The organism is Halodesulfovibrio sp., assembly GCF_025210605.1.
In the GTDB taxonomy this organism is placed as follows: Bacteria; Desulfobacterota; Desulfovibrionia; order Desulfovibrionales; family Desulfovibrionaceae; genus Halodesulfovibrio.
The window spans coordinates 79,742-98,154 of the sequence record NZ_JAOARI010000004.1; the positions used below are offsets into that span (position 1 = coordinate 79,742).

The 18,413-nt window shown below is 44.3% G+C and carries 15 protein-coding genes; 4 read left to right on the forward strand and 11 right to left on the reverse strand.

The genetic code is table 11. From position 1 onward, the window contains the following. Positions 1–41 precede the first annotated feature (41 nt). From N4A56_RS02055 to hypA, 4 genes are all read right to left on the reverse strand, one after another. Positions 42–1,559, reverse strand: a complete 1,518-nt coding sequence (locus N4A56_RS02055) for a phosphoethanolamine transferase (RefSeq protein WP_295544789.1) — start codon at positions 1,557–1,559, stop codon at positions 42–44. A 158-nt stretch (positions 1,560–1,717) separates the two neighbouring features. Further along, the gene (locus N4A56_RS02060) at positions 1,718–2,953 is read right to left on the reverse strand and encodes an Mrp/NBP35 family ATP-binding protein (protein WP_295544728.1); all 1,236 of its coding nucleotides are present in this window, start codon (positions 2,951–2,953) and stop codon (positions 1,718–1,720) included. 247 nt (positions 2,954–3,200) lie between these two features. Further along, positions 3,201–3,857 (reverse strand): hydrogenase nickel incorporation protein HypB, encoded by a 657-nt coding sequence (gene hypB, locus N4A56_RS02065; RefSeq protein WP_293668713.1) that lies wholly within the window; start codon positions 3,855–3,857, stop codon positions 3,201–3,203. 9 nt (positions 3,858–3,866) lie between these two features. After that, a complete protein-coding gene (gene hypA, locus N4A56_RS02070; protein ID WP_295544731.1) occupies positions 3,867–4,220 on the reverse strand; it encodes a hydrogenase maturation nickel metallochaperone HypA in 354 nt (117 codons plus the stop codon). Between the two features lie 143 nt (positions 4,221–4,363). Between hypA and N4A56_RS02075 the strand changes: the two genes are divergently transcribed. From N4A56_RS02075 to N4A56_RS02085, 3 genes are read left to right on the forward strand one after another with little or no spacing between them, the layout of a single operon-like run. Continuing rightward, positions 4,364–5,083 (forward strand): tetratricopeptide repeat protein, encoded by a 720-nt coding sequence (locus N4A56_RS02075; protein WP_295544733.1) that lies wholly within the window; start codon positions 4,364–4,366, stop codon positions 5,081–5,083. Between the two features lie 25 nt (positions 5,084–5,108). Continuing rightward, positions 5,109–5,912, forward strand: a complete 804-nt coding sequence (locus N4A56_RS02080; RefSeq protein WP_293668709.1) for a hypothetical protein — start codon at positions 5,109–5,111, stop codon at positions 5,910–5,912. A gap of 27 nt (positions 5,913–5,939) precedes the next feature. Next, complete coding sequence (locus tag N4A56_RS02085; protein WP_295544736.1) at positions 5,940–6,710, forward strand: AMIN domain-containing protein; 771 nt, start codon at positions 5,940–5,942, stop codon at positions 6,708–6,710. A gap of 80 nt (positions 6,711–6,790) precedes the next feature. Here N4A56_RS02085 and N4A56_RS02090 read toward each other — a convergent pair whose 3' ends face one another. Continuing rightward, positions 6,791–6,991 (reverse strand): cation transporter, encoded by a 201-nt coding sequence (locus tag N4A56_RS02090; RefSeq protein WP_293668707.1) that lies wholly within the window; start codon positions 6,989–6,991, stop codon positions 6,791–6,793. Between the two features lie 158 nt (positions 6,992–7,149). Here N4A56_RS02090 and N4A56_RS02095 point away from each other — a divergent pair, with 158 nt between their 5' ends. Beyond that, positions 7,150–9,693: a heavy metal translocating P-type ATPase gene (locus tag N4A56_RS02095; RefSeq protein WP_295544737.1), complete on the forward strand. Its 2,544-nt coding sequence runs from the start codon at positions 7,150–7,152 to the stop codon at positions 9,691–9,693. Positions 9,694–9,836: 143 nt separating this feature from the next. Here the strand turns inward: N4A56_RS02095 and N4A56_RS02100 are convergent, their stop codons facing one another. The 6 genes from N4A56_RS02100 to N4A56_RS02125 all read right to left on the reverse strand — a co-directional run bounded on the left by N4A56_RS02100 (position 9,837) and on the right by N4A56_RS02125 (position 18,394). Next, on the reverse strand, positions 9,837–10,259 hold the full coding sequence (locus N4A56_RS02100; RefSeq protein WP_295544739.1) for a hypothetical protein: 423 nt from the start codon (positions 10,257–10,259) through the stop codon (positions 9,837–9,839). Between the two features lie 130 nt (positions 10,260–10,389). Next, complete coding sequence (locus N4A56_RS02105; RefSeq protein WP_295544740.1) at positions 10,390–11,865, reverse strand: UTP--glucose-1-phosphate uridylyltransferase; 1,476 nt, start codon at positions 11,863–11,865, stop codon at positions 10,390–10,392. A gap of 185 nt (positions 11,866–12,050) precedes the next feature. After that, a complete protein-coding gene (locus N4A56_RS02110; RefSeq protein ID WP_295544741.1) occupies positions 12,051–13,892 on the reverse strand; it encodes a UbiD family decarboxylase in 1,842 nt (613 codons plus the stop codon). Between the two features lie 315 nt (positions 13,893–14,207). Next, complete coding sequence (locus tag N4A56_RS02115) at positions 14,208–14,702, reverse strand: rubrerythrin family protein (RefSeq protein WP_293668702.1); 495 nt, start codon at positions 14,700–14,702, stop codon at positions 14,208–14,210. Positions 14,703–15,120: 418 nt separating this feature from the next. Then, positions 15,121–15,618, reverse strand: a complete 498-nt coding sequence (locus tag N4A56_RS02120; RefSeq protein WP_295544742.1) for a rubrerythrin family protein — start codon at positions 15,616–15,618, stop codon at positions 15,121–15,123. Between the two features lie 409 nt (positions 15,619–16,027). Next, entirely contained in the window at positions 16,028–18,394 is a 2,367-nt protein-coding gene (locus tag N4A56_RS02125; protein WP_295544744.1) for a type IA DNA topoisomerase, read from the reverse strand. Positions 18,395–18,413 lie beyond the last annotated feature (19 nt).

Here is an 18,413-nt window from a genome sequence, read left to right on the forward strand (position 1 = left end):
AACGAAAAAGGGAGAGGCTGATTTTCAGCTTCTCCCTTTTTTTATTTCGTGACCGATAATAACACTGGCTGGTTTGTGTCCGGTAGCAATATTCCCCCAAGGTTCAAAATCCATGGAAAGAAGACGTCATGGGATAGAGATGAACCTACGTGCTTCTTAAGCGTATCAACTGTTGTTTCGTTAAGTTTGCGATAATCATCTGAATACCAGATAAAAAACGGGACGTTTCGCTGTTCGGGTGCTAGCGCGTTTCCGTGCCCAAACCGTCCCTCTTCTCCAAGCGATTCGCCGTGGTCAGAGCTATAGATAACGACTGCATTTTTATCTCTGACGAGTTCGATAATAGATGCAAGAAAGCTGTCTGTCGCAAGGATGCTGTTATCGTAAGCGTTGCTGACTTGTTGAGGTTGCATTTTCTCGTCATATGCATCCGGTAAGAATTTTTTGAATTCCTCAGGATATCGCGCAGCATAGTTTGCATGGCTGCCACGAGTGTGCAGTGTTATTGCCTGATTGTGTTGTGCATTTGCTACAAGTGTTTCTTGAAGAGGCGTAAGAAGCATTGCATCATAAAACTCGCCATACGAAACGTTACCCAGTGAGTTTCTGAAAATGCTATTGTCTACATCACCAATAGCTTTTGTCGTTGGAGTATCATTACTATTGAAACGGTCATTAGCTGATATCCAAGTCGTCTTGAATCCATGTTTTTTGAATAGCCCGAGGTAAGAACTCATAGTGGATTCAGGATGCTGACTGGTTGCTGGTGTAATCATCGCTGGAACTGAAAGGCGAGTGTATGCCGCAAACGATTGAATTCCCCCAAAGTTGATGAGATTTTTTTCTTTTATCAATTTAGGGGTGGTTTCTCGCGGGTATCCGTTTATTTGAAAACGGTCAGCGCGGGCAGATTCGCCGATGACAACAATAATGTGCAACGGCTTCTTTTGAGGAATAAAAATAGAAGGCAGCTTGGCACTGCTTTCGCGTTCACCCTGCGTAAGGTTTTCGAAATATTGTCCAGAAAATTCAGCAATACAGGTTATAACTGAATACGGAAAGATATACTTGGTTGCTGTAATAGGGCGAACAACCCGTACATGCGGGTTTTTTTTATATTTGCCCAACAAAAAAGTTGTAGGCAGCAAGACAATGAAAAGGATTGCGACGACCTTACCATTAAATTTCCCTGAAGAATGTTTTAACAGGTAGGTAAGGATGCTTGTAAGTAATAGGGCGATTGCGCCAAATATGATGAGTTCTGTTGTTATGAACTCACCAGCTTCGCCTGTAGTTGTCTCTAGCAAAAGAAAAAGAAGTTCTTTGTCTATTTTTATGCGATAAACACCATAAAAGTAGCTTGTGATGGCGCTTGCAAAAAAGATGGGTGGAATTGTGTACACCGCAAGTTTGCGTATGTGGCAAACCAAATACATAACGAAGAAATTAAACAGAAGCAGATACGCAACAGCTGGAAGTAAGTAGGCAATTGGAAGTCTTACAATGTCTGGAAGCATTAAGACTGAGAAGAGGAATGAGAGCAACGCTGCTAAGTTCATTTTTTTCAACGCATGACTCCTGAATGGATGATGTCAAAAAAGTGAAAGTTGAGTGTCAATTAGAACTTTGCAGATATGCCAGCTACAGGCAAAAAAAACAACCCCTCACTCTTGAAAAGTAAGGGGTTGCATTATTTTTGAATAAAGAACGGAAGTTGTTAGCCCGCTGCGAGCAGTTTTCCTTCAATAAAGTCTGTAACTACAGCAACAGGAGCATTTACTGTAATGCCTTTAACAAGAGAAATGTGTTTCTCTTTCAATGCATCACATGTGTCCTGTGGTACATCCTTCGCTAATACATAACCTGTATCAAGACGTTCAAGGAAAGAAGCAGTGGCTTTTGCTTCGTGTTTAGGAGCATCTACTGTTTCTGTAGAAACGATTTTCTTGGTTTCAGCATCAGCAGTGGCAATGACATATTGTTCAGCAAGATGCATGGAAGGCGCCAATGTTCCTTTAGCCACAGGCAGAGCAACTTTAATAGTGCCTTTGTGTGGTGGCAGTACTGGATGCAGCTTGTGGGAAGGAGCAGCGCCATCATCAAGCATGAGGATCGGCTTGATGATTTTTTGAATGCTTTGTGCAGTCGGGCTTTCTTTTTGAACAGAAAGGAATGCATAACCTTCGTCACCGGAACGAACAATTTCCGGATCAAGTGGAATGTCACCAAGGAAGCGTACGCCTACTTCTTTAGCAAGATCTTTACCGCCGCCTTTGCCGAAAATGTTTTCTACATTACCGCACTGTGAACACACAACGCCGCTCATGTTTTCGACAATACCCAGAACCTGATTGCCTACGTCGCCTACAAAGGTAACGGAACGACGAACGTCGTCAATAGCAACACCCTGAGGTGTTGTTACAATAACAGCCTGTGCATCATTACCAAGTAGCTGCATAACAGAAAGTGGTTCGTCACCTGTTCCTGGAGGGCAGTCAACAACCATGTAGTCAAGGTCGCCCCATACAACATCAGAAAGTAACTGTTTGATGAAGCCCATTTTTACCGGACCACGCCAAACAACAGGCTGGTAGGAGTTAGGGAGCAAGAAGCCAAGGGACATAACGGAGAGGTTTTCGCTCCATGTCACAGGCTCGATGAAAGATTCTTCAATATGAACTTTGGAGTCGCGCATGCTTAAAAGGCGTGGCACGCTTGGGCCGTGTACGTCGACATCAAGTAAGCCGACTTTTTTACCTGCAAGAGAAAGCCCGATAGCAATATTGGTGGCAACGGTACTTTTACCAACGCCGCCTTTACCGGACATAACAACAATTTTATGTTTAATACGGCTTATAGTACGGTGCATACGTGCTTCGCCAGCATCCAGTTCAGTAGGTGCTCCGCCGCATGATCCAGAAGAGCAGCTACCGCTGTTGCAGTCAGAACTCATGATGGTCTCCAAACAGTTGGCTAGTGCCGCGTTGTAAAAATCAGCCTGTCAGGTGCGGCAGTTAATAGAGGCAGACTGTGTATAATCGAAGTATAATGTCAGTAGTCACTAACGTGAGGGTTGTCTAGAGGCTACTGTGTTTTTTATTTTTCAGCAGTTTGATTTCAGATACTTATCTAAGATTTTTATGAAAAAAAAGCCCCCGAAATACGGGGGCATTTGTATGTACAATTTTTGTATCGACTAATTACTTCTGCTTTGCAGCGTGTGCTTCGCGAAGCCAGTTGTACCATGTATCAAGACCATCGCTGGTGGTGCAGGATGTCTGGAATACTGGCATGTCTTTATTTAACTGGGTGGCAAATTTAATGGCACGTTCAACATCAAACTGAACGTATGGAAGTAAATCGCACTTGTTAAGAATCATCGCTGAAGATTTTTCAAACAGGGCAGGATATTTTTCCGGCTTGTCGTCACCTTCCGGTACGCTGAGAAGCGCAACTTTAAAGTCTTCGCCGCAGTCGAATTCTACCGGACATACAAGGTTACCGACGTTTTCGATAAAGAGAATGTCAATTTCATCCAGATCAAAATTAGCCAGTGCAGCAGTAATCATATTACTGTCGAGATGGCAACCGCCATCTGTATTGATTTGAACAGCTTTGGCTCCAGTTTCGGCAACTCTGCGAGCATCATTGTCTGTCTGGCAGTCACCTTCAATAACAGCCATTGTAAATTCATTTTTAAGGTCTGTGAGAGTGCGTTCAAGAATAGAAGTTTTTCCGGCACCCGGTGAACTGATGAGGTTAAGAACAAGAATGCCGTGTTTAGCAAAAAGTTCTTTTAAATTTACTGCTATTTTATCGTTTGCTTCAAGTATGTTGCGTACTACTGGGATTTCCATGTGGGTCACTTACTCCGCTTCAAGATGATCTACGTAAAGTTCTTTTCCTGTGAGCACTGTGTGCCCGAATAAATTTTCGCACGACGGACACGGCATATAGAAAAGATCTGTCCCTTCCGGCGTAAACTCTGTAGAGCATTCACCGCAAGTGACAGTCACAGGAATTTCTTTAAGTTCCAGCTCAGCGCCATCTAACGAGGTCTCTTTTGTTTGTACTTCAAATGCAAACTCAAGTGCATCTGGCACAAGGTTTGTTAATTTGCCGTAACAAACGCGAACCATCAGTAATTTAGAGGCATTATGCTTCGCCATCTCTTCCTTGACGATATCAATTAGACTTGCTGCTATTGCCATTTCATGCATTTCAGAAACGTAAAGCAAAAGATACTAAGCGTCCACAATGTTTTTTAAATACTAGTTTGATGTCCTAACATACTGTTTTCAACATAAAAAGCGTATGATAGGGTGCGTGCTACAGTATATGTTCATAATATTGGGGGCAATATATGAAAGAAGGCGTATATCACACGTCATCCAGTCTTTGGATTGGTGCCGGTGCAACAAGAAGAAAAAGTATTTCAAAGAGATACTGGTTTGCACGTACGGGGCCGGAAGGGTATATCGAAGTTCAGCTGCTTACAAGTAACCTGACTCCTATAGGTGACAAACGGCTGATTGAGTATGATGAGTTTGAAGATGAATATGTTTTTGAACCTGGTTTGCTTGCGCTTGAAGTTCAATCAACATCTATCGGCAGCGATAATGAAGTTATTGAATTGCTCAAGTTTGAACCGGATGATGGTACATCATCCACTGGGCGTAAGAAAACACCTCTTCACCATGAAGAGCGGGAAGCAACTGAGCAATTTGATAAAGGCATGAGCCTGCTGAGTGGCGGGTATGCAAAGCAGGGACGCAAGATTCTGCTTGCTGTACCTGAGAAAAATGTGAACTGGAAAAAGAGGCATAAGCACCTCTTTAATGGTTTTGGAACGCAGTTACGTAAGCAGCGTGAGCCGGAAATAGCATTAAAACATTACTTGAAAGCTGTTGAGCTTTCTCCTAATGATGACCACTTGTGCTATAATGTTGCCCGTGTGTATTATGATTTGCGAAAGATGGCTGATTGCAAACGATGGTTGAACCGTGCTCTTGTTGCAAACCCGAAATTAGAGCCAGCGCAAAAATTTCTGCGTGCGATAACGAGCAGGTCGCAATTACGATAATTTGAACGTCAGTAGGAAGTACGTTGTGTTGCATTTAGAATATAAAGGTGTGTATTCAACTTTTGAATATGAGCAGAACTCTGCGCCAGCAGAACAGACTAAGCGTAACTGGCTAGTATGGTTTACAGATAACGATACGGTCATGATCCAAGCTTTGTCTGTCCAAAATACAGTTGCAGGTCAACAGTACCGCCTGCGCATTGAAGACTTTATTCACAGGTTTGTAGAAGAGCCGGAGGTGCTGCTGCCGCCGCAGGTTCTTGCACACGCCCATCTTGTGGAACACGAGGCACGTTCTTTGCCGGATGAGCCATACAAGTTTGTGCTTAAAGATAAGTACGGTAGTGAAGTAACTCCTGAGCTTGTATCTTCTTCAGAAGCGTTGGAAATTGCGCGTAAAGAAGCCGAAAGGTTTGCTGAAGAGCAGAAAACACCTGAGAATGTATCCAAAAATTTGAAAGCAAGTTTTGAAGAAGCATTGGTTGCGTTGGAAAACGGTGATAGACGTAATGCTCTTAAGGTGCTGACAAAACTTGCTGAATCTAAAGAAGGCATTGTTCCTGAGCATAAGCATGTTTTTGCGGACTTTGGTTCTAATTTACGAAAACAGAAACTTCCTGCTGCGGCGTTGCAGCATCAGTTACGCGTAGTGGAATTGAGTCCGGATGATGACCATGCCTTATTTAATGTTGCCCGAGTGTATTATGACATGGGTGACTTTGGTAATACTATCCGTTACTTGAATCGTGCTATTTCACTCAACAAAAATTTACGCCCTGCAAAACTCTTTCTTGAGTATGTGCGTAGTGAGAGACGCTCCGGTAGATAGAATGCGTGAATATTGACGGGAGGGTGCGTGAACCGCAATATTATCATGCTGTTAGCATTAGCTTTAGTAGCTGGGACTGCTCTGATTGCCTTTAATAAATGGATGATGCGCGATGCTTACAGCATGTTGGACAAGAATTCGTCTGACATTGAGACGGCTGTTGAAGTGCAGAAAAACAGCGTGTTAGACACATTGGTTATAGAAAAAAGTACAGCAGATACAATTCAAGCAGTTTCCGGACAGCGAGAGCGATTAGTAAAAGATGGCACGGAGTCTGTTGTAGCAGTCTCAAAAGGACAGCCTGCTACCGTTCCTCAAACAAAGACTCGTGCACATCAACACGGTGATAGACCACGCCAGACGGTAAAGTCTCAGACAGGTGGAAAAGCTGCGACACAAGGGGGGCTGGAAGCGAGAACGTCTTCCCTTCATCCAAAGCGTACTCATCACTCTACGCCAAAACGTAGAGTGAAGAAGTCTTCTACGAGGGTGCAGAAAAAATTATCGCCGCTTGTGGCTGTAACGTATAAGAATCATACGTTACGGGTTACTGCTGAAAAAAAAATTACATATAAAATATTTGCATTGAAAAAGCCGGATAGAGTTGTTGTGGATGTTGTGGGACACTTCACTAAAGCTCTACCGAATCCGAAAGTGACAGCGGATAGTGTTGTAAAGGCAGTCCGATTAGGTCATCATGAGGATAGAGTCCGCATTGTGTTGGATTTGCAAAGAAAAATGTCTCCTAAATGGGTTGTGAACCACAGCGGAAAAAATCTCTCTGTAGCAATGCAATAGCGTTTAGAATGTGCTTTATCCAGAGTCGTAAACCAAAAAAAGAGCCGGATTATCCGGCTCTTTTTTTACGTGATACAATATTATTTTTTTATTTCAAACCCAATACCGGTGATGGCATTTTCAATAGTTTCTGTAGGAACAGGGCTTGCTTCCTTCCATTCAACATTTCCAGAAACAAGGTCTATTGAAACATCAGAGATGCCTTCGATGGCTTCAAGTGCGGTAGTAACTGCTTTAACGCAGTGCTGACATGACATTCCGGTAACAGTAATTGCTGGCATTATCTAATCCTCATGCAACTGTTTAAAAAGAATTGTATTCACTCGGTCTCAGGAGTAGCATATCGAAACATTAGGTACCACTCAACCATCCAATATCGATTTTTGTGCGGTGCCAGAAAAGTTTTTTGTAATTTTTGTTCGAAACAATGAGGTTTGCTATGACTGATAACCATATCGAGTCAATTGATCCGGTGCAGCTCAGTAAAATTACAATGCCTGTTAAAGGTATGACGTGCGCGTCTTGTTCTGCCCGTGTTGAAAAAGGGGTGTCTGAGGTCGCGGGGGTTTCCAGTGTTGCAGTAAATTTGGCAACTGACTCCATGCAAGTAGATTTTGATCCAAACCAAATAAGTATTGCTGATATTGCGCAAAAAGTTGCAGATATCGGGTACGAAGCGGTAGCACCGGAAGAAGGTTCCAGTGACGGTGATATGCTGCGCTTTTCTATTTCTGGTATGCACTGCGCTGCGTGTTCAGCAAGGATAGAAAAAGTAACATCACAAATGCCTGAGTTTTCTTTTGTTGAGGTAAACCTTGCAACAGAAATTGCCAGAATCACTCCTGCAGAAGGCATTTCCAAAGAAGTTGCCATTACAGCGTTTACTGAAAAAGTGGCAATGCTGGGGTTTGGCGCAACCTTGCAGGAAACTGAAGGTGCAGGGGCGCAAGATGTAACAGCTATGTGGGAAGAGCAGCAGGAATCTATGCGTGCTCGTCTAGCTGAAATGAAAGCTAAGCTCATTCCTGAAATAATCTTTGCTGCTCTCTTATTGATTATTGCTATGACTGACATGACAGGGTTGAGTTTGCCTGAGTGGTTAGCTCCTCACTCCTCGCCAAGAACTTTTTCTCTTGTCCAATTGATTTTGGTTATCCCTATCATTTGGTTAGGACGTGATTTTTATATCCACGGATTTAAAAATCTGTTCAGGGGCGCTCCAAACATGGACTCCCTTATTGCTGTGGGAACAGGAGCCGCATTTGTTTACAGCTTGTGGGGGACAATCGAAATTTACCTTGGCATTGATGTAATGGCACGGGTAATGGATTTGTACTTTGAAGCAGCAGGCGTACTTATTGCTCTTGTGTCGCTTGGTAAATTCCTTGAAACTCGCTCTCGTTCACATACGTCCGATGCCATTAAGGGGTTGATGGACTTAACTCCGGATACTGCGATTCGGTTGGTAGATGGAGAGCAGCAGACAGTCGCTGCGACAGAAGTTGTTGCAGGGGATATTTTACTGATTCGCCCAGGTGAGCGTATCCCTGTGGACGGGGTTATTGTTGAAGGTGCTTCCAGCATTGATGAATCCATGCTGACAGGTGAATCGCTTCCGGTATCGAAAAAAGAGGGTGATACTCTTGCCGGAGGAACAGTGAACACACATAGCGTATTAACTATGAAGGCAGAGCACGTAGGCTCTGATACTGTTCTTTCGCGTATCATTCGTGTTGTGCAGGATGCACAAGGTTCGAAAGCTCCTATTGCTTCCATGGCAGATACTGTAAGTCTGTACTTTGTGCCAATTGTCATGTGCATCGCGTTGTTTTCAGGCATAGCTTGGCTGGTAGCAGGTGCTTCTTTCCCATTTGCATTGCGTATTTTTGTTGCAGTTATGGTTATTGCCTGCCCATGCGCCATGGGGCTTGCAACCCCTACATCAATAATGGTTGCAACAGGGCGCGGCGCACAGCTCGGTGTCTTATTTAAAAACGGTACAGCACTTGAACAGACAGGGCGCGTACAAACCGTAGTGTTTGATAAAACAGGTACAATAACACACGGCAAGCCGGAACTTGTTCATGTAGAAGTGCTTAATGGCATTGATGAGTCCACAGCAGTATCCTACGCGGCTTCACTTGAAAGCCTTTCTGAGCATCCATTGGCTACCGCTATTGTTAAGGGGGCAAGAGAACGTGGTGTGCCGCTTCTGGATACGCAGACAGTAACTGCGGAGTCTGGCAAAGGTATTTATGGTACTGTTGATGGTAAGACTATTCGGATAGGTAATGCGGCTTACGCAGGGGTAGAGCACAATACAGATGTTCTGGCGCGAATGAAAGAGCAGGCATTGCAAGGAAGGACAGCTCTTATAATGTCTGTTGATGACGAACCTGCGCTGTTGCTGGCTGTTGCTGATACCATTAAGCCGGAAGCATCTTTCGTTGTTCGTCAGTTGAGAAAGCGAAATATCGACGTAGTCATGTTGACAGGGGACAATAGTGTTACCGCTGCTGCTATGGCGAAACAGGCGGGCATCGACACCGTTATTTCAGAAGTACACCCTGAAGATAAAAGCGATACGATAAAGGAATTGCAATCCAAAGGGCATTTGGTTGCAATGGTAGGCGATGGCATTAATGATGCTCCGGCACTTGCAACTGCTGATGTAGGTATTGCTATGGGAACAGGAATTGATGTGGCTGTTGAAGCAGGCGATGTGGTGCTGATGTCCGGTGAGCTGACTGGCGTTGTTACTGCTGTTGAGCTTAGTCGTGCAGCGGTCAAGAATATCAAGCAAAACCTCGTGTGGGCATTCGGATATAACACACTGGGTATTCCAGTAGCTATGGGCTTACTGTATGCGCTGTTTAATGGTCCTACCCTTTCCCCGATGATTGCGGGAGGCGCTATGGCTCTTAGTTCCGTCTCTGTAGTATCCAACGCGCTCAGGTTGCGGTGGTTTACTCCTTCAAAATAAAGCAACAAAAGGTGGCGCATTATGCGTCACCTTTTTTTATATTCTATCAGACATTGCCTTCGCATTTGGCTATGCAGATCAAACTAACTGCTATTTTGTATGAATGTCTTCGTGCAGGGGATATTCAAGTAAGTTTGAATGGTTCAGTACTGGCTTATATATTCCGAAATATTGTCGGCAGAACAGTTTTTACTTACCCAGAAAGCCGCTGCCCAGACCATAAGCGCAGTTGCATCAGTATTGCTGAGTTTGTTTAATTTTGCATCCAGAGCGTCTCTGCTAAGACCGTAGACATTGTGCAGGTCTTTTGTATCACATGCTTCCGCAATACGTAGCCGTAAATAATCTTTACTGGAGTTGTTCGGTTGAATCCGTAAGTTTTTGTGTGCAGAGATGATGAGCGCAAGTTCGCTGTCAGAAAAACAGTGCTTGATTGTTGTGATTGCACGGAAAAAGGTATCGACGACCCACGGCAGAATAAATTCAGCTCCGGCACTTTTGGTGCGGAAGTAATCTTTCAACCATTTTTCTTGTTCGGTTGTAATACGTGCGGCTACTTGCGGCATACAGAAGAACCTCCAATGTGTCTCGGGGGTGTATCTTCGGAATGTGCTGAGTCCGAAATAAAAATTACTTATCAAAAATTACTGTGTGCAAAAAATTATTAGACATAAGAGAGTGGGACAGCGCACCAAGTTATTTAATATCAACAAGTCCTTTTAGTGTAAGGTGCTCAGGTAACATTAAAATGTTTCCTGTCTTGTTATCTATATTCACATCACCTTGTAGAGAAATAGAAGGATTAAAAATTATATCCCCATACACTTCCAATTTAGTGCATGAAGCTAGAGAAGGGACGCCTTCCTTAAACTTGTCATATATATTGTCAAAGTTGCTGTAGTATCGTGGGTCAAGATGGACTTGAAGATTTTGCGTACGGTTGGCTTCATTTAATTTGAGAACACCTGAGGAGTCGAGCTGGTAGTAGTCGGACATGACTTTCAGAAGATCATCGGTGCGTTTGACAGGAATAAATCTGTCGCGGGAAGTGATGATGGCTTGTGCTCCTGCAAAGTGTGAAATGGCAGCACCCATAGCCGTTTCAATTTGGTAAACCGGTGTGGAATTTTTGTCGTGAGGATTAACATGCTTTGGATTAAGAATGAGCGGAAGTTTAGGTAATCCTTGTTGTTGAATAGTACTTTTCAGTGCTACTAAATTTATCCAAATATTGTTTGTATTGAAAAGTTTATGCCGCTGAATATTTTGAAATTCTTCGATATCGCAATCAGGACATTGGCTGAGTTCTCGTAAAATGAGATTGCCATCAGCATGTCTGGCAAGATGCCCGCCTTTGCTGTCATTTACAGTGCGCTTAGTTACTTCCATAAGAAACGGGACTTGCTCTTGTGCTATGTAGCCCAGTATCCGCATATCAAGTGTGGCACCGAGATTGTCTATGTTGGATATAAGTGCATATTTACGCCCTTGTCTGAGCAGAGTATCCAGTACGCCAGAAAGGTAGAGTGACGCAAAAATATCTCCATGCCCCGGAGGGTTCCACTCATATTCAGGGTTTTCTGGATATTCTACCGGCATGAGTGTATCTTGCCGTACTTTAGGAAATTTGTGCTGAATAAAGCAGAGTGGAAGTTGGGATAGCCCTGCCATATGGCGTAATTCATTCAGAGTATCTTTATGGGTACTGTCACTGTTCATTAAGACAAGGGGAAGTGAACCGCCGTATTGGTTCTGCATAGCTGTCGCTTGCTTAATGGTAATATCCAGAAAAGAAAGGTGATCTTTGACCGGAAGCAGCGATTTGGCAAACTGCATTCCCATGCTTGTTCCCAGCCCCCCATTCAATTTTATAGCAACAGCCTGCCGTGCAATAGCTTTTCCGACATTTTCATATTGTTTCAGTTCTTGAATGGTTTTTATCTGAGATTCGTTGACCGGAGAAATGTCTTGTTCAGGAATATGCCCTGTCTTTAATTCTGCAACGTCTTTGAAATAGCTCGTAAATAAGTCTATGACCTTGGCGGGCATACCTTCTCTACGCATCTTTGTAGCATATAAAGAAAGAGGAGATTTAGTGCTGGAAGAGTTTGTTGAAGCACTGACAAGCAGTTGGTGGTCTGAAAGTGTATTGCGAGGGTCGGATGTAGGCATTATGAATCCCCTTTTCACGAAGCTGGTTATATCTTACACGGCATATCGCTATGAGTTTGCGGATGAGATTACCCACTACCACACTGAGGAGAAGCTGGAAGTATAATTTTCGTAAAAGGGAAGTACTTAGAAATATCGAAACGTAAAATAAAAGCCTGCGGTGTATGTTGCCGCAGGCTTTGTTGTTAGATGATATTATGCAGACAGCCACCTTTGGCAGCCATTGCATCGACAGAGCGGGTTACATCAGGAGCTTCTTCCAGCGCAGGCGCATGGAATGATTTAAGGCGGGCATCAATAATAAGAGGTCCTGTGCAGCCCCAATGTTTGCAATGGGTAAATGCACCAGCACCGTAAATATCAGTTGCAGGGTCGGAACGGGTAAAGGTTACCCAAAGGAAATTATCCCAATTTGCTGCTGTAAATTGAGCATCATCCGCAACGACCACAAGCGGAATAGAATCGAGCTGTCCGATATTATCAAGATGCTCGGCAAGGCGGAACATGGCATTATCGTGCTCATCACGGCTTGCAGCATGCTTTGGTCCTTTTACAACAACGATACCGGACATGAGCATTTTTGCATCAGTAAAGCCTTCCGGCAGAGTGAAGTGTGCTGGAAGTGTAGAACCGAGAGTGCGTTTTACAGAACCGCAGGCTGTCCAAAGCAATTTAGAGCCTTGGTTAAGACCTGTGCCGGAATAGTCGAGTGTATCAATGGTGCTTCGGGTAATGAAATGGAGGTCACGCTTAAAATCGGTACGTTCAAGCATATGCGTGAAGAAGTCTTTATAGCTGTGCGTAGTCAACCCCGGATTATCTTCTTTGGCTGCAAGGATTGCGTATTTTGATAACGAGGTTTGTGTATTTCCAAGCAGAGACATACCGCAGGTAATAAGCTCTTGCGGCTGACGTTCTTCAGCATATGGCACGTATCGTTCGCTGCCTATGGCAAGAAGAAGGGGGTGAACTCCGGCTGGGTCAACTGCATGTACTTCGTGTACCCCATTGAAAACGGTCGGCACAAGTTCAGTGGTAAGATCATGAATAAATTCACCGAATACAGTGTCTTCTTGCGGCGGGCGTCCAACGGTAGTGAAAGGCCATATTGCATCGTTGCGGTGGTAGACGTTGTCTACGCGCATAAGTGGGAAGTCATGTGCGAGGCTGTAATATCCGAGATGATCTCCAAAAGGACCTTCAGGTTTCTGTTCACCCGGATAGACTGTACCGCTGATACAAAAATCAGCTTCCGCCATGATTGGCAGGTGGTTTTTGCGGGTGACCATCGGCATACGGAAGCCACCTAATGCTCCGGCAAAAATTAGTTCGGCAATACCTTCAGGAAGGGGCATAACCGCTGCCATTGTCATTGCCGGAGGTCCACCGACAAAAATATTCACTTTAAGTGGTTCGTTGCGGCGGAGTGCTTCGGAATGGTGATAGCCTATGCCGCGATGAATCTGGTAGTGCAGCCCGATTTCTTTGTCTTTTTCAAAGGGCGCACCAGTGAGCTGTACGCGATACATGCCAATGTTCGAATTCATGAACCCTGGTTTGTCAGGGCTTTCTGTGTAAACTTGCGGCAGGGTAACATATCCGCCCCCGTCCATTGGCCATGAATGTAATTGTGGAAGCTGGCTGACCGTGGTGGTGTTTTCCATGATTGGACCTGTCTTTACCTTTTTAGGCAAGGTGCAAAGTCCGGCGCGTGGAACCCCAGTGTATCGCCATGGACGTTTTAGTAGATCAAGAGGATCAACTTTCAGCTTGAAGATACCTTCCAGAGCGCGGAGTGTGTCGCGGAATATCCAGCGAGTTCTCTCCATTGTGCCAAAAAGGTTGCATACCATCGGGAACTTGGTTCCTTTTACGTTGGTAAACATAAGGGCAGGTGCTTTTGCGCGAAACGCACGCCGCTGGATTTCAGCTACTTGCAAATGCGGATCAACTTCCTCGTGAATGCGGATAAGTTGTCCGCTTTGTTCCAGATCATCAACAAGCTGCTGTGTGTTTCTGTATCGCAAGAGAATTTCCTTTTATAACAAGCTGAGTTGAACAAAGAGTGCTGTATTTTGGGCTAGCTACCATATGGAGCAATACAGCAATTGCATCGGATATGTAATACCACCATAACTATCTTGTGTAATAATAGAGTAAAGCATTGTTGCTCGCAAGGGGATGGCTTTCTTAGCGTCAGCTTGCTAGATGTTGAACTTCGCACGATACGATAAGGCGAGACGAGACTAACGTTAATAAAAAATCCCCTCTTTATCATGATGATAAAGAGGGGATTGCGCTCTTTTTTACAAGGACCGGAACAGCTCCAGTCTAAAAAAATACTAGTCTACTTTGTAGTATGCAGATGCTGAAGCACCACAAATTGGACATTTTTCTTCTGTTGGGCCTTCATGTGTGTGACCACAAACAGAACAGTTGTAGTAATCAACTTCTACTGGGTTTTCGATGTTCTCGAGAGCTTTAGTGTAAAGTTCTGCGTGTACTGCTTCTGCTTTGTTTGCAAAGCCGAAGTAGCGTGCTGCAACTTTTTCGCCTTCGCTTTCAGCTTCTGTAATCATTGCAGGGTACATTTTTTCAAACTCAAAGGTTTCGCCAGCAATAGCGTCTTTGAGGTTTGCAAGAGTATCACCGATTTTGCCAGCATTGCGGAGGTGTGCATGTGCATGGATAGTTTCTGCGTCAGCAGCAGCGCGGAAAAGCTTTGCAACCTGAGTGTAACCTTCTTTTTCAGCTTTTTTAGCGTAAGCGAGGTATTTGCGGTTAGCCTGAGATTCACCAGCAAAAGCAGCCATAAGATTTTCAAGAGTCTTGGACATTATTCTCTCCACAAGTGTGTTTTGTTGTTGTTTTGAATCTTCCTTAACAGGAATGATTACTATTTATAGAACACGAATAATTTTGTAAAGTAAAAAATTAATTTTTTTATTCAAAATTTTTTTGCAAAGGCGCTTGTGCATAACAAGGCTCTATATACTGATGTGTGCCACGGTAAAACAAAGTTTGCTGGAAAACCCTCGCTTGCTTAGAGTGCATAGCACCCGTTAGGCGTCTGGCAGGCAGGGTTTTCCAGCAAACAGGTAGAACCGGCTATTTCCGTTTTGAACAAAAGTTTTTCGCAGCAGCGGTGCAAGATGAAAGTACAAAGTGCAAAAGCTTGGACGTTGCTTCAAGAGCGGAGGCTTTTGGCTTTGATACTCCAAATCTTGCGTGAGCTTGTCAGCAGCGAGACAAGTATTAGTCCACTTTGTAAAACGCTGAAGGGGATGCGTTACAAATAGGACACTTATCACCTTCAAACGGCCCTTCGTGTGTGTAGCCGCAAACGGAACAATTGTAGTAGTCGGTTTCTACGGGGTTATCGATTGTTTCCATCATTTTTTGATATAGTTCGGCATGTACTTCTTCCGCTTTATTGGCATAGGTGAAGAAACGCAGAGCTGCTTTTTCGCCTTCGGCTTCAGCATCCTTTATCATTTCTGGATACATATTTTTGAATTCATGAGTCTCACCTGCGATGGCATCTTTCAGATTTTCGCAAGTTGAACCAATTTTTCCAGCGTTGCGGAGGTGTGCATGTGCGTGAATAGTTTCAGCATCAGCCGCTGCGCGGAAGAGCTTAGCAACTTGCGGATAGCCTTCTTTTTCAGCTTTTGCAGCATATGCAAGGTACTTACGGTTTGCTTGTGATTCACCGGCAAATGCCGCCATTAAGTTTTCAGCAGTTTTACTCATGAATGACTCCGTGTGATTGATGTATTCCTGTATTAGGAATGGTTACTATTTACAGAAAGCAAGATTGCTTGTAAAGCAGAAAAATAGCTTTTCCTAACTTTATTCACCTGTTGGGAGGTACTGTGACCTTTTGTTACAACTTTAAAGTACATAAGATATGGCTTATCACTAGTATTGTTTGACTTTTTTTGAGCACGAAATACGAAAAGCCCGCTACAAAGCGGGCTTATTATGAGAAATGTATTTACGCTACGCGCAGACTGAACTCGAATCTAAAAAAATATTACGTTCGAAGAGCTGAATAAATGGTGCATGGTCTTACGTCTGAAAAAGTTTGGCACTGAGGCAGCCAGCTTTGCCTTACAGCTAGATTTGTTCAGGGCACGTCATTTTATTAAGAAAAGGTTTCTTACTTATTCGTATTGTTGTCGGCAGAGTCGCTTGGCTGTGCAGGCTCGATAACGATACTTGGGGCAGGTTGTGTGGAGCTACTCTCAAGCTCATGAGGAAGTGGTGCCGGAGGCGGCATGTCTTCCGGCGCAATGTCGTATGGTATAGCATCTTGGGAGGTTGAGCCTGACCATTGACTTTGCGGGCGCGGAGAGTTGGCAAATTCAAGCTTTACTTGACCAAGTTCAATTTTCAAATGTGCGGAATACTCTTTGCCCGCTTTGGAGACAAGATCGAGAGGTTCTGCAGTGCGTCCTGCATGCAAGAGTTCATCAACGATAGACTTCTCCAGTGTACGCCCGAACATTGTTTTCCAGATAACAAACATACAGCCGCCGTCGTCGCGTTTCCAGTTAGAACAGGCATAGCGTTTGTCCATATCGAGTATTTCACCGCCACATAGAGGACACTTTCCGTCCGGTTCGCGTTCACCCACTTCTTTCGCTTTTCGTGCAAGAAGGATAGGGGCAACGCTTTTATCCTTAATATGATGAATACCACCCGCAACAAGATGACGAATGGAATGCATAAACTCAGGGTAGGTGGCTTTGCCGCCTTCTATGTCTTTAAGTTTTTTCTCCCATTGTCCTGTCATTTCGGGAGAAACAATATCCGGAAGCATAGCTGAAATAACTTCGATAACTTCTTGACCGGAGTTCGTTGCTTGAATTTTTTTTCCTTTGCGCTCTATATATTTTCGCGAGAGAAGCGTTTCAATAACTTGTGCCCGTGTTGCAGGGGTTCCAAGTCCTCGTTCTTTCATAGCGAGTCGAAGCTCATCGTCTTCTACAAATTTCCCTGCGGTTTCCATGGCGCTAAGCAATGATGCATCCGTAAAGTGCGCAGGTGCTTTCGTTTGGCGGGTTACCGTGTCTATAGATTCTGTATGAACGGTTGTTCCTTTACGTAACGAAGGCAAAGGGTTGTCTTTTGCCGTACGCCACGGTTCAACGACAAGCCACCCCTTATCTTTAAATACTTTGCCCTTGGCAATGAACAGATGTTCGCCAACAAAGACACGGACAGTAGATGACTGGTAGATAGCTTCTTGACTGAAGGCTGCAATAAAACGGCGGCAGATCATGTCATAAATTTTTTGTTCGTCGCCTGAGAGCTGGAGCATATTTGCTTTGCGCGCTGTCGGAATTATTGCATGGTGATCGGTGACTTTCTTGTCATTAACACAAAGAAATTTTTTACCATCTTTAATTCGGTCGACTGCCGGAACCGTTTCATCTTTATATAGCGGATAAATGGCGCGGAAGTAGGTAAGGATTTCAGCAAATAGCTCTTTTGTCAGGTGACGCGAGTCTGTACGCGGATACGTGATTAATTTTTTTTGCTCGTACAATGCCTGTGCAATGGCGAGAGTGTCTTTTGCTGAAAGCCCAAAGCGCGTGTTTGCTTCGCGTTGCAGAGTGGTGAGGTCAAACGGTAATGGTGGCTTTGTAGTACCTTTGCGACTGGTTACGCCTTCAACCTTTCCTTCTTTGTTCTTGCACTCATCAGCAACTTTGTGTGCTCGCGATTCAAAGTTGATGCGTGTTTCTTTTTCATCTTCAGGTAGATGATACGTAGCTGAAAAGCAGTTTGCTGTTGAAAGTTCGTTGGCATCTTCTTCTGCCGTTTTTTTAGAGGAAGCCGCTTTTTCAGGTCGGCAGAAGGTTGCTTCAACCGTCCAGTAATCTTTAGGCGTAAAATCTTCGATCTCGCTTCGGCGGTCGGAGAGCAGTTTGAGTACTGGAGTTTGGACTCGACCAACAGATATCAGACGATTGGCTTTCACCGTGAATAGACGTGAAAAATTCATCCCGATAAGCCAGTCAGCCTCTGCTCTGGCAAAAGCAGCCAGCCCGAGATTACGCTTTTTAGCGTCAGGCATGAGAGAGCGTAAACTTTTTTTTAGCCCCTCTTCTGTCATGTCGTTTGCCCACAGACGCTGAACAGGTTTGTCGCATCCTGCCATAAGATAGATACGACGGAAGATAAGCTCCCCCTCACGACCGGCATCTGTTGCGTTAACAATGTCAGAGACGTTCTGGTCGTTCAGCAAGCGGTTAAGAACTGCGTATTGCCGTTGTCCTTCTTTGAGAACAGCAAGCTTAAATTTTGGAGGAATAATTGGCAGCTGCTGAATATTCCAGCGTCCTTGCCATGCTTCATGCTGTTCTTCCGGTTCAGCAATACCTACAAGATGTCCTACCGCCCAACTTACAATGTGGGTGGTTCCTTCTAAATATCCTTCCCTGCGGTTGGTCGCGTTTACATGCGGGGCAATTTCGCGGGCAACTGAGGGTTTTTCTGCAATAATAAGTGTCTTTGGCATTGTTCGAAACAGGTAGGAC

Excerpts from the sequence above, each read along its gene's own strand:
- N4A56_RS02055 (WP_295544789.1), bottom strand. The coding sequence starts at position 1,559 with ATGAACTTAGCAGCGTTGCTCTCATTCCTCTTCTCAGTCTTAATGCTT.
- N4A56_RS02060 (WP_295544728.1), bottom strand. The coding sequence starts at position 2,953 with ATGAGTTCTGACTGCAACAGCGGTAGCTGCTCTTCTGGATCATGCGGC.
- hypB (WP_293668713.1), bottom strand. The coding sequence starts at position 3,857 with ATGGAAATCCCAGTAGTACGCAACATACTTGAAGCAAACGATAAAATA.
- hypA (WP_295544731.1), bottom strand. The coding sequence starts at position 4,220 with ATGCATGAAATGGCAATAGCAGCAAGTCTAATTGATATCGTCAAGGAA.
- N4A56_RS02075 (WP_295544733.1), top strand. The coding sequence starts at position 4,364 with ATGAAAGAAGGCGTATATCACACGTCATCCAGTCTTTGGATTGGTGCC.
- N4A56_RS02090 (WP_293668707.1), bottom strand. The coding sequence starts at position 6,991 with ATGCCAGCAATTACTGTTACCGGAATGTCATGTCAGCACTGCGTTAAA.
- N4A56_RS02095 (WP_295544737.1), top strand. The coding sequence starts at position 7,150 with ATGACTGATAACCATATCGAGTCAATTGATCCGGTGCAGCTCAGTAAA.
- N4A56_RS02100 (WP_295544739.1), bottom strand. The coding sequence starts at position 10,259 with ATGCCGCAAGTAGCCGCACGTATTACAACCGAACAAGAAAAATGGTTG.
- N4A56_RS02105 (WP_295544740.1), bottom strand. The coding sequence starts at position 11,865 with ATGCCTACATCCGACCCTCGCAATACACTTTCAGACCACCAACTGCTT.
- N4A56_RS02115 (WP_293668702.1), bottom strand. The coding sequence starts at position 14,702 with ATGTCCAAGACTCTTGAAAATCTTATGGCTGCTTTTGCTGGTGAATCT.
- N4A56_RS02120 (WP_295544742.1), bottom strand. The coding sequence starts at position 15,618 with ATGAGTAAAACTGCTGAAAACTTAATGGCGGCATTTGCCGGTGAATCA.
- N4A56_RS02125 (WP_295544744.1), bottom strand. The coding sequence starts at position 18,394 with ATGCCAAAGACACTTATTATTGCAGAAAAACCCTCAGTTGCCCGCGAA.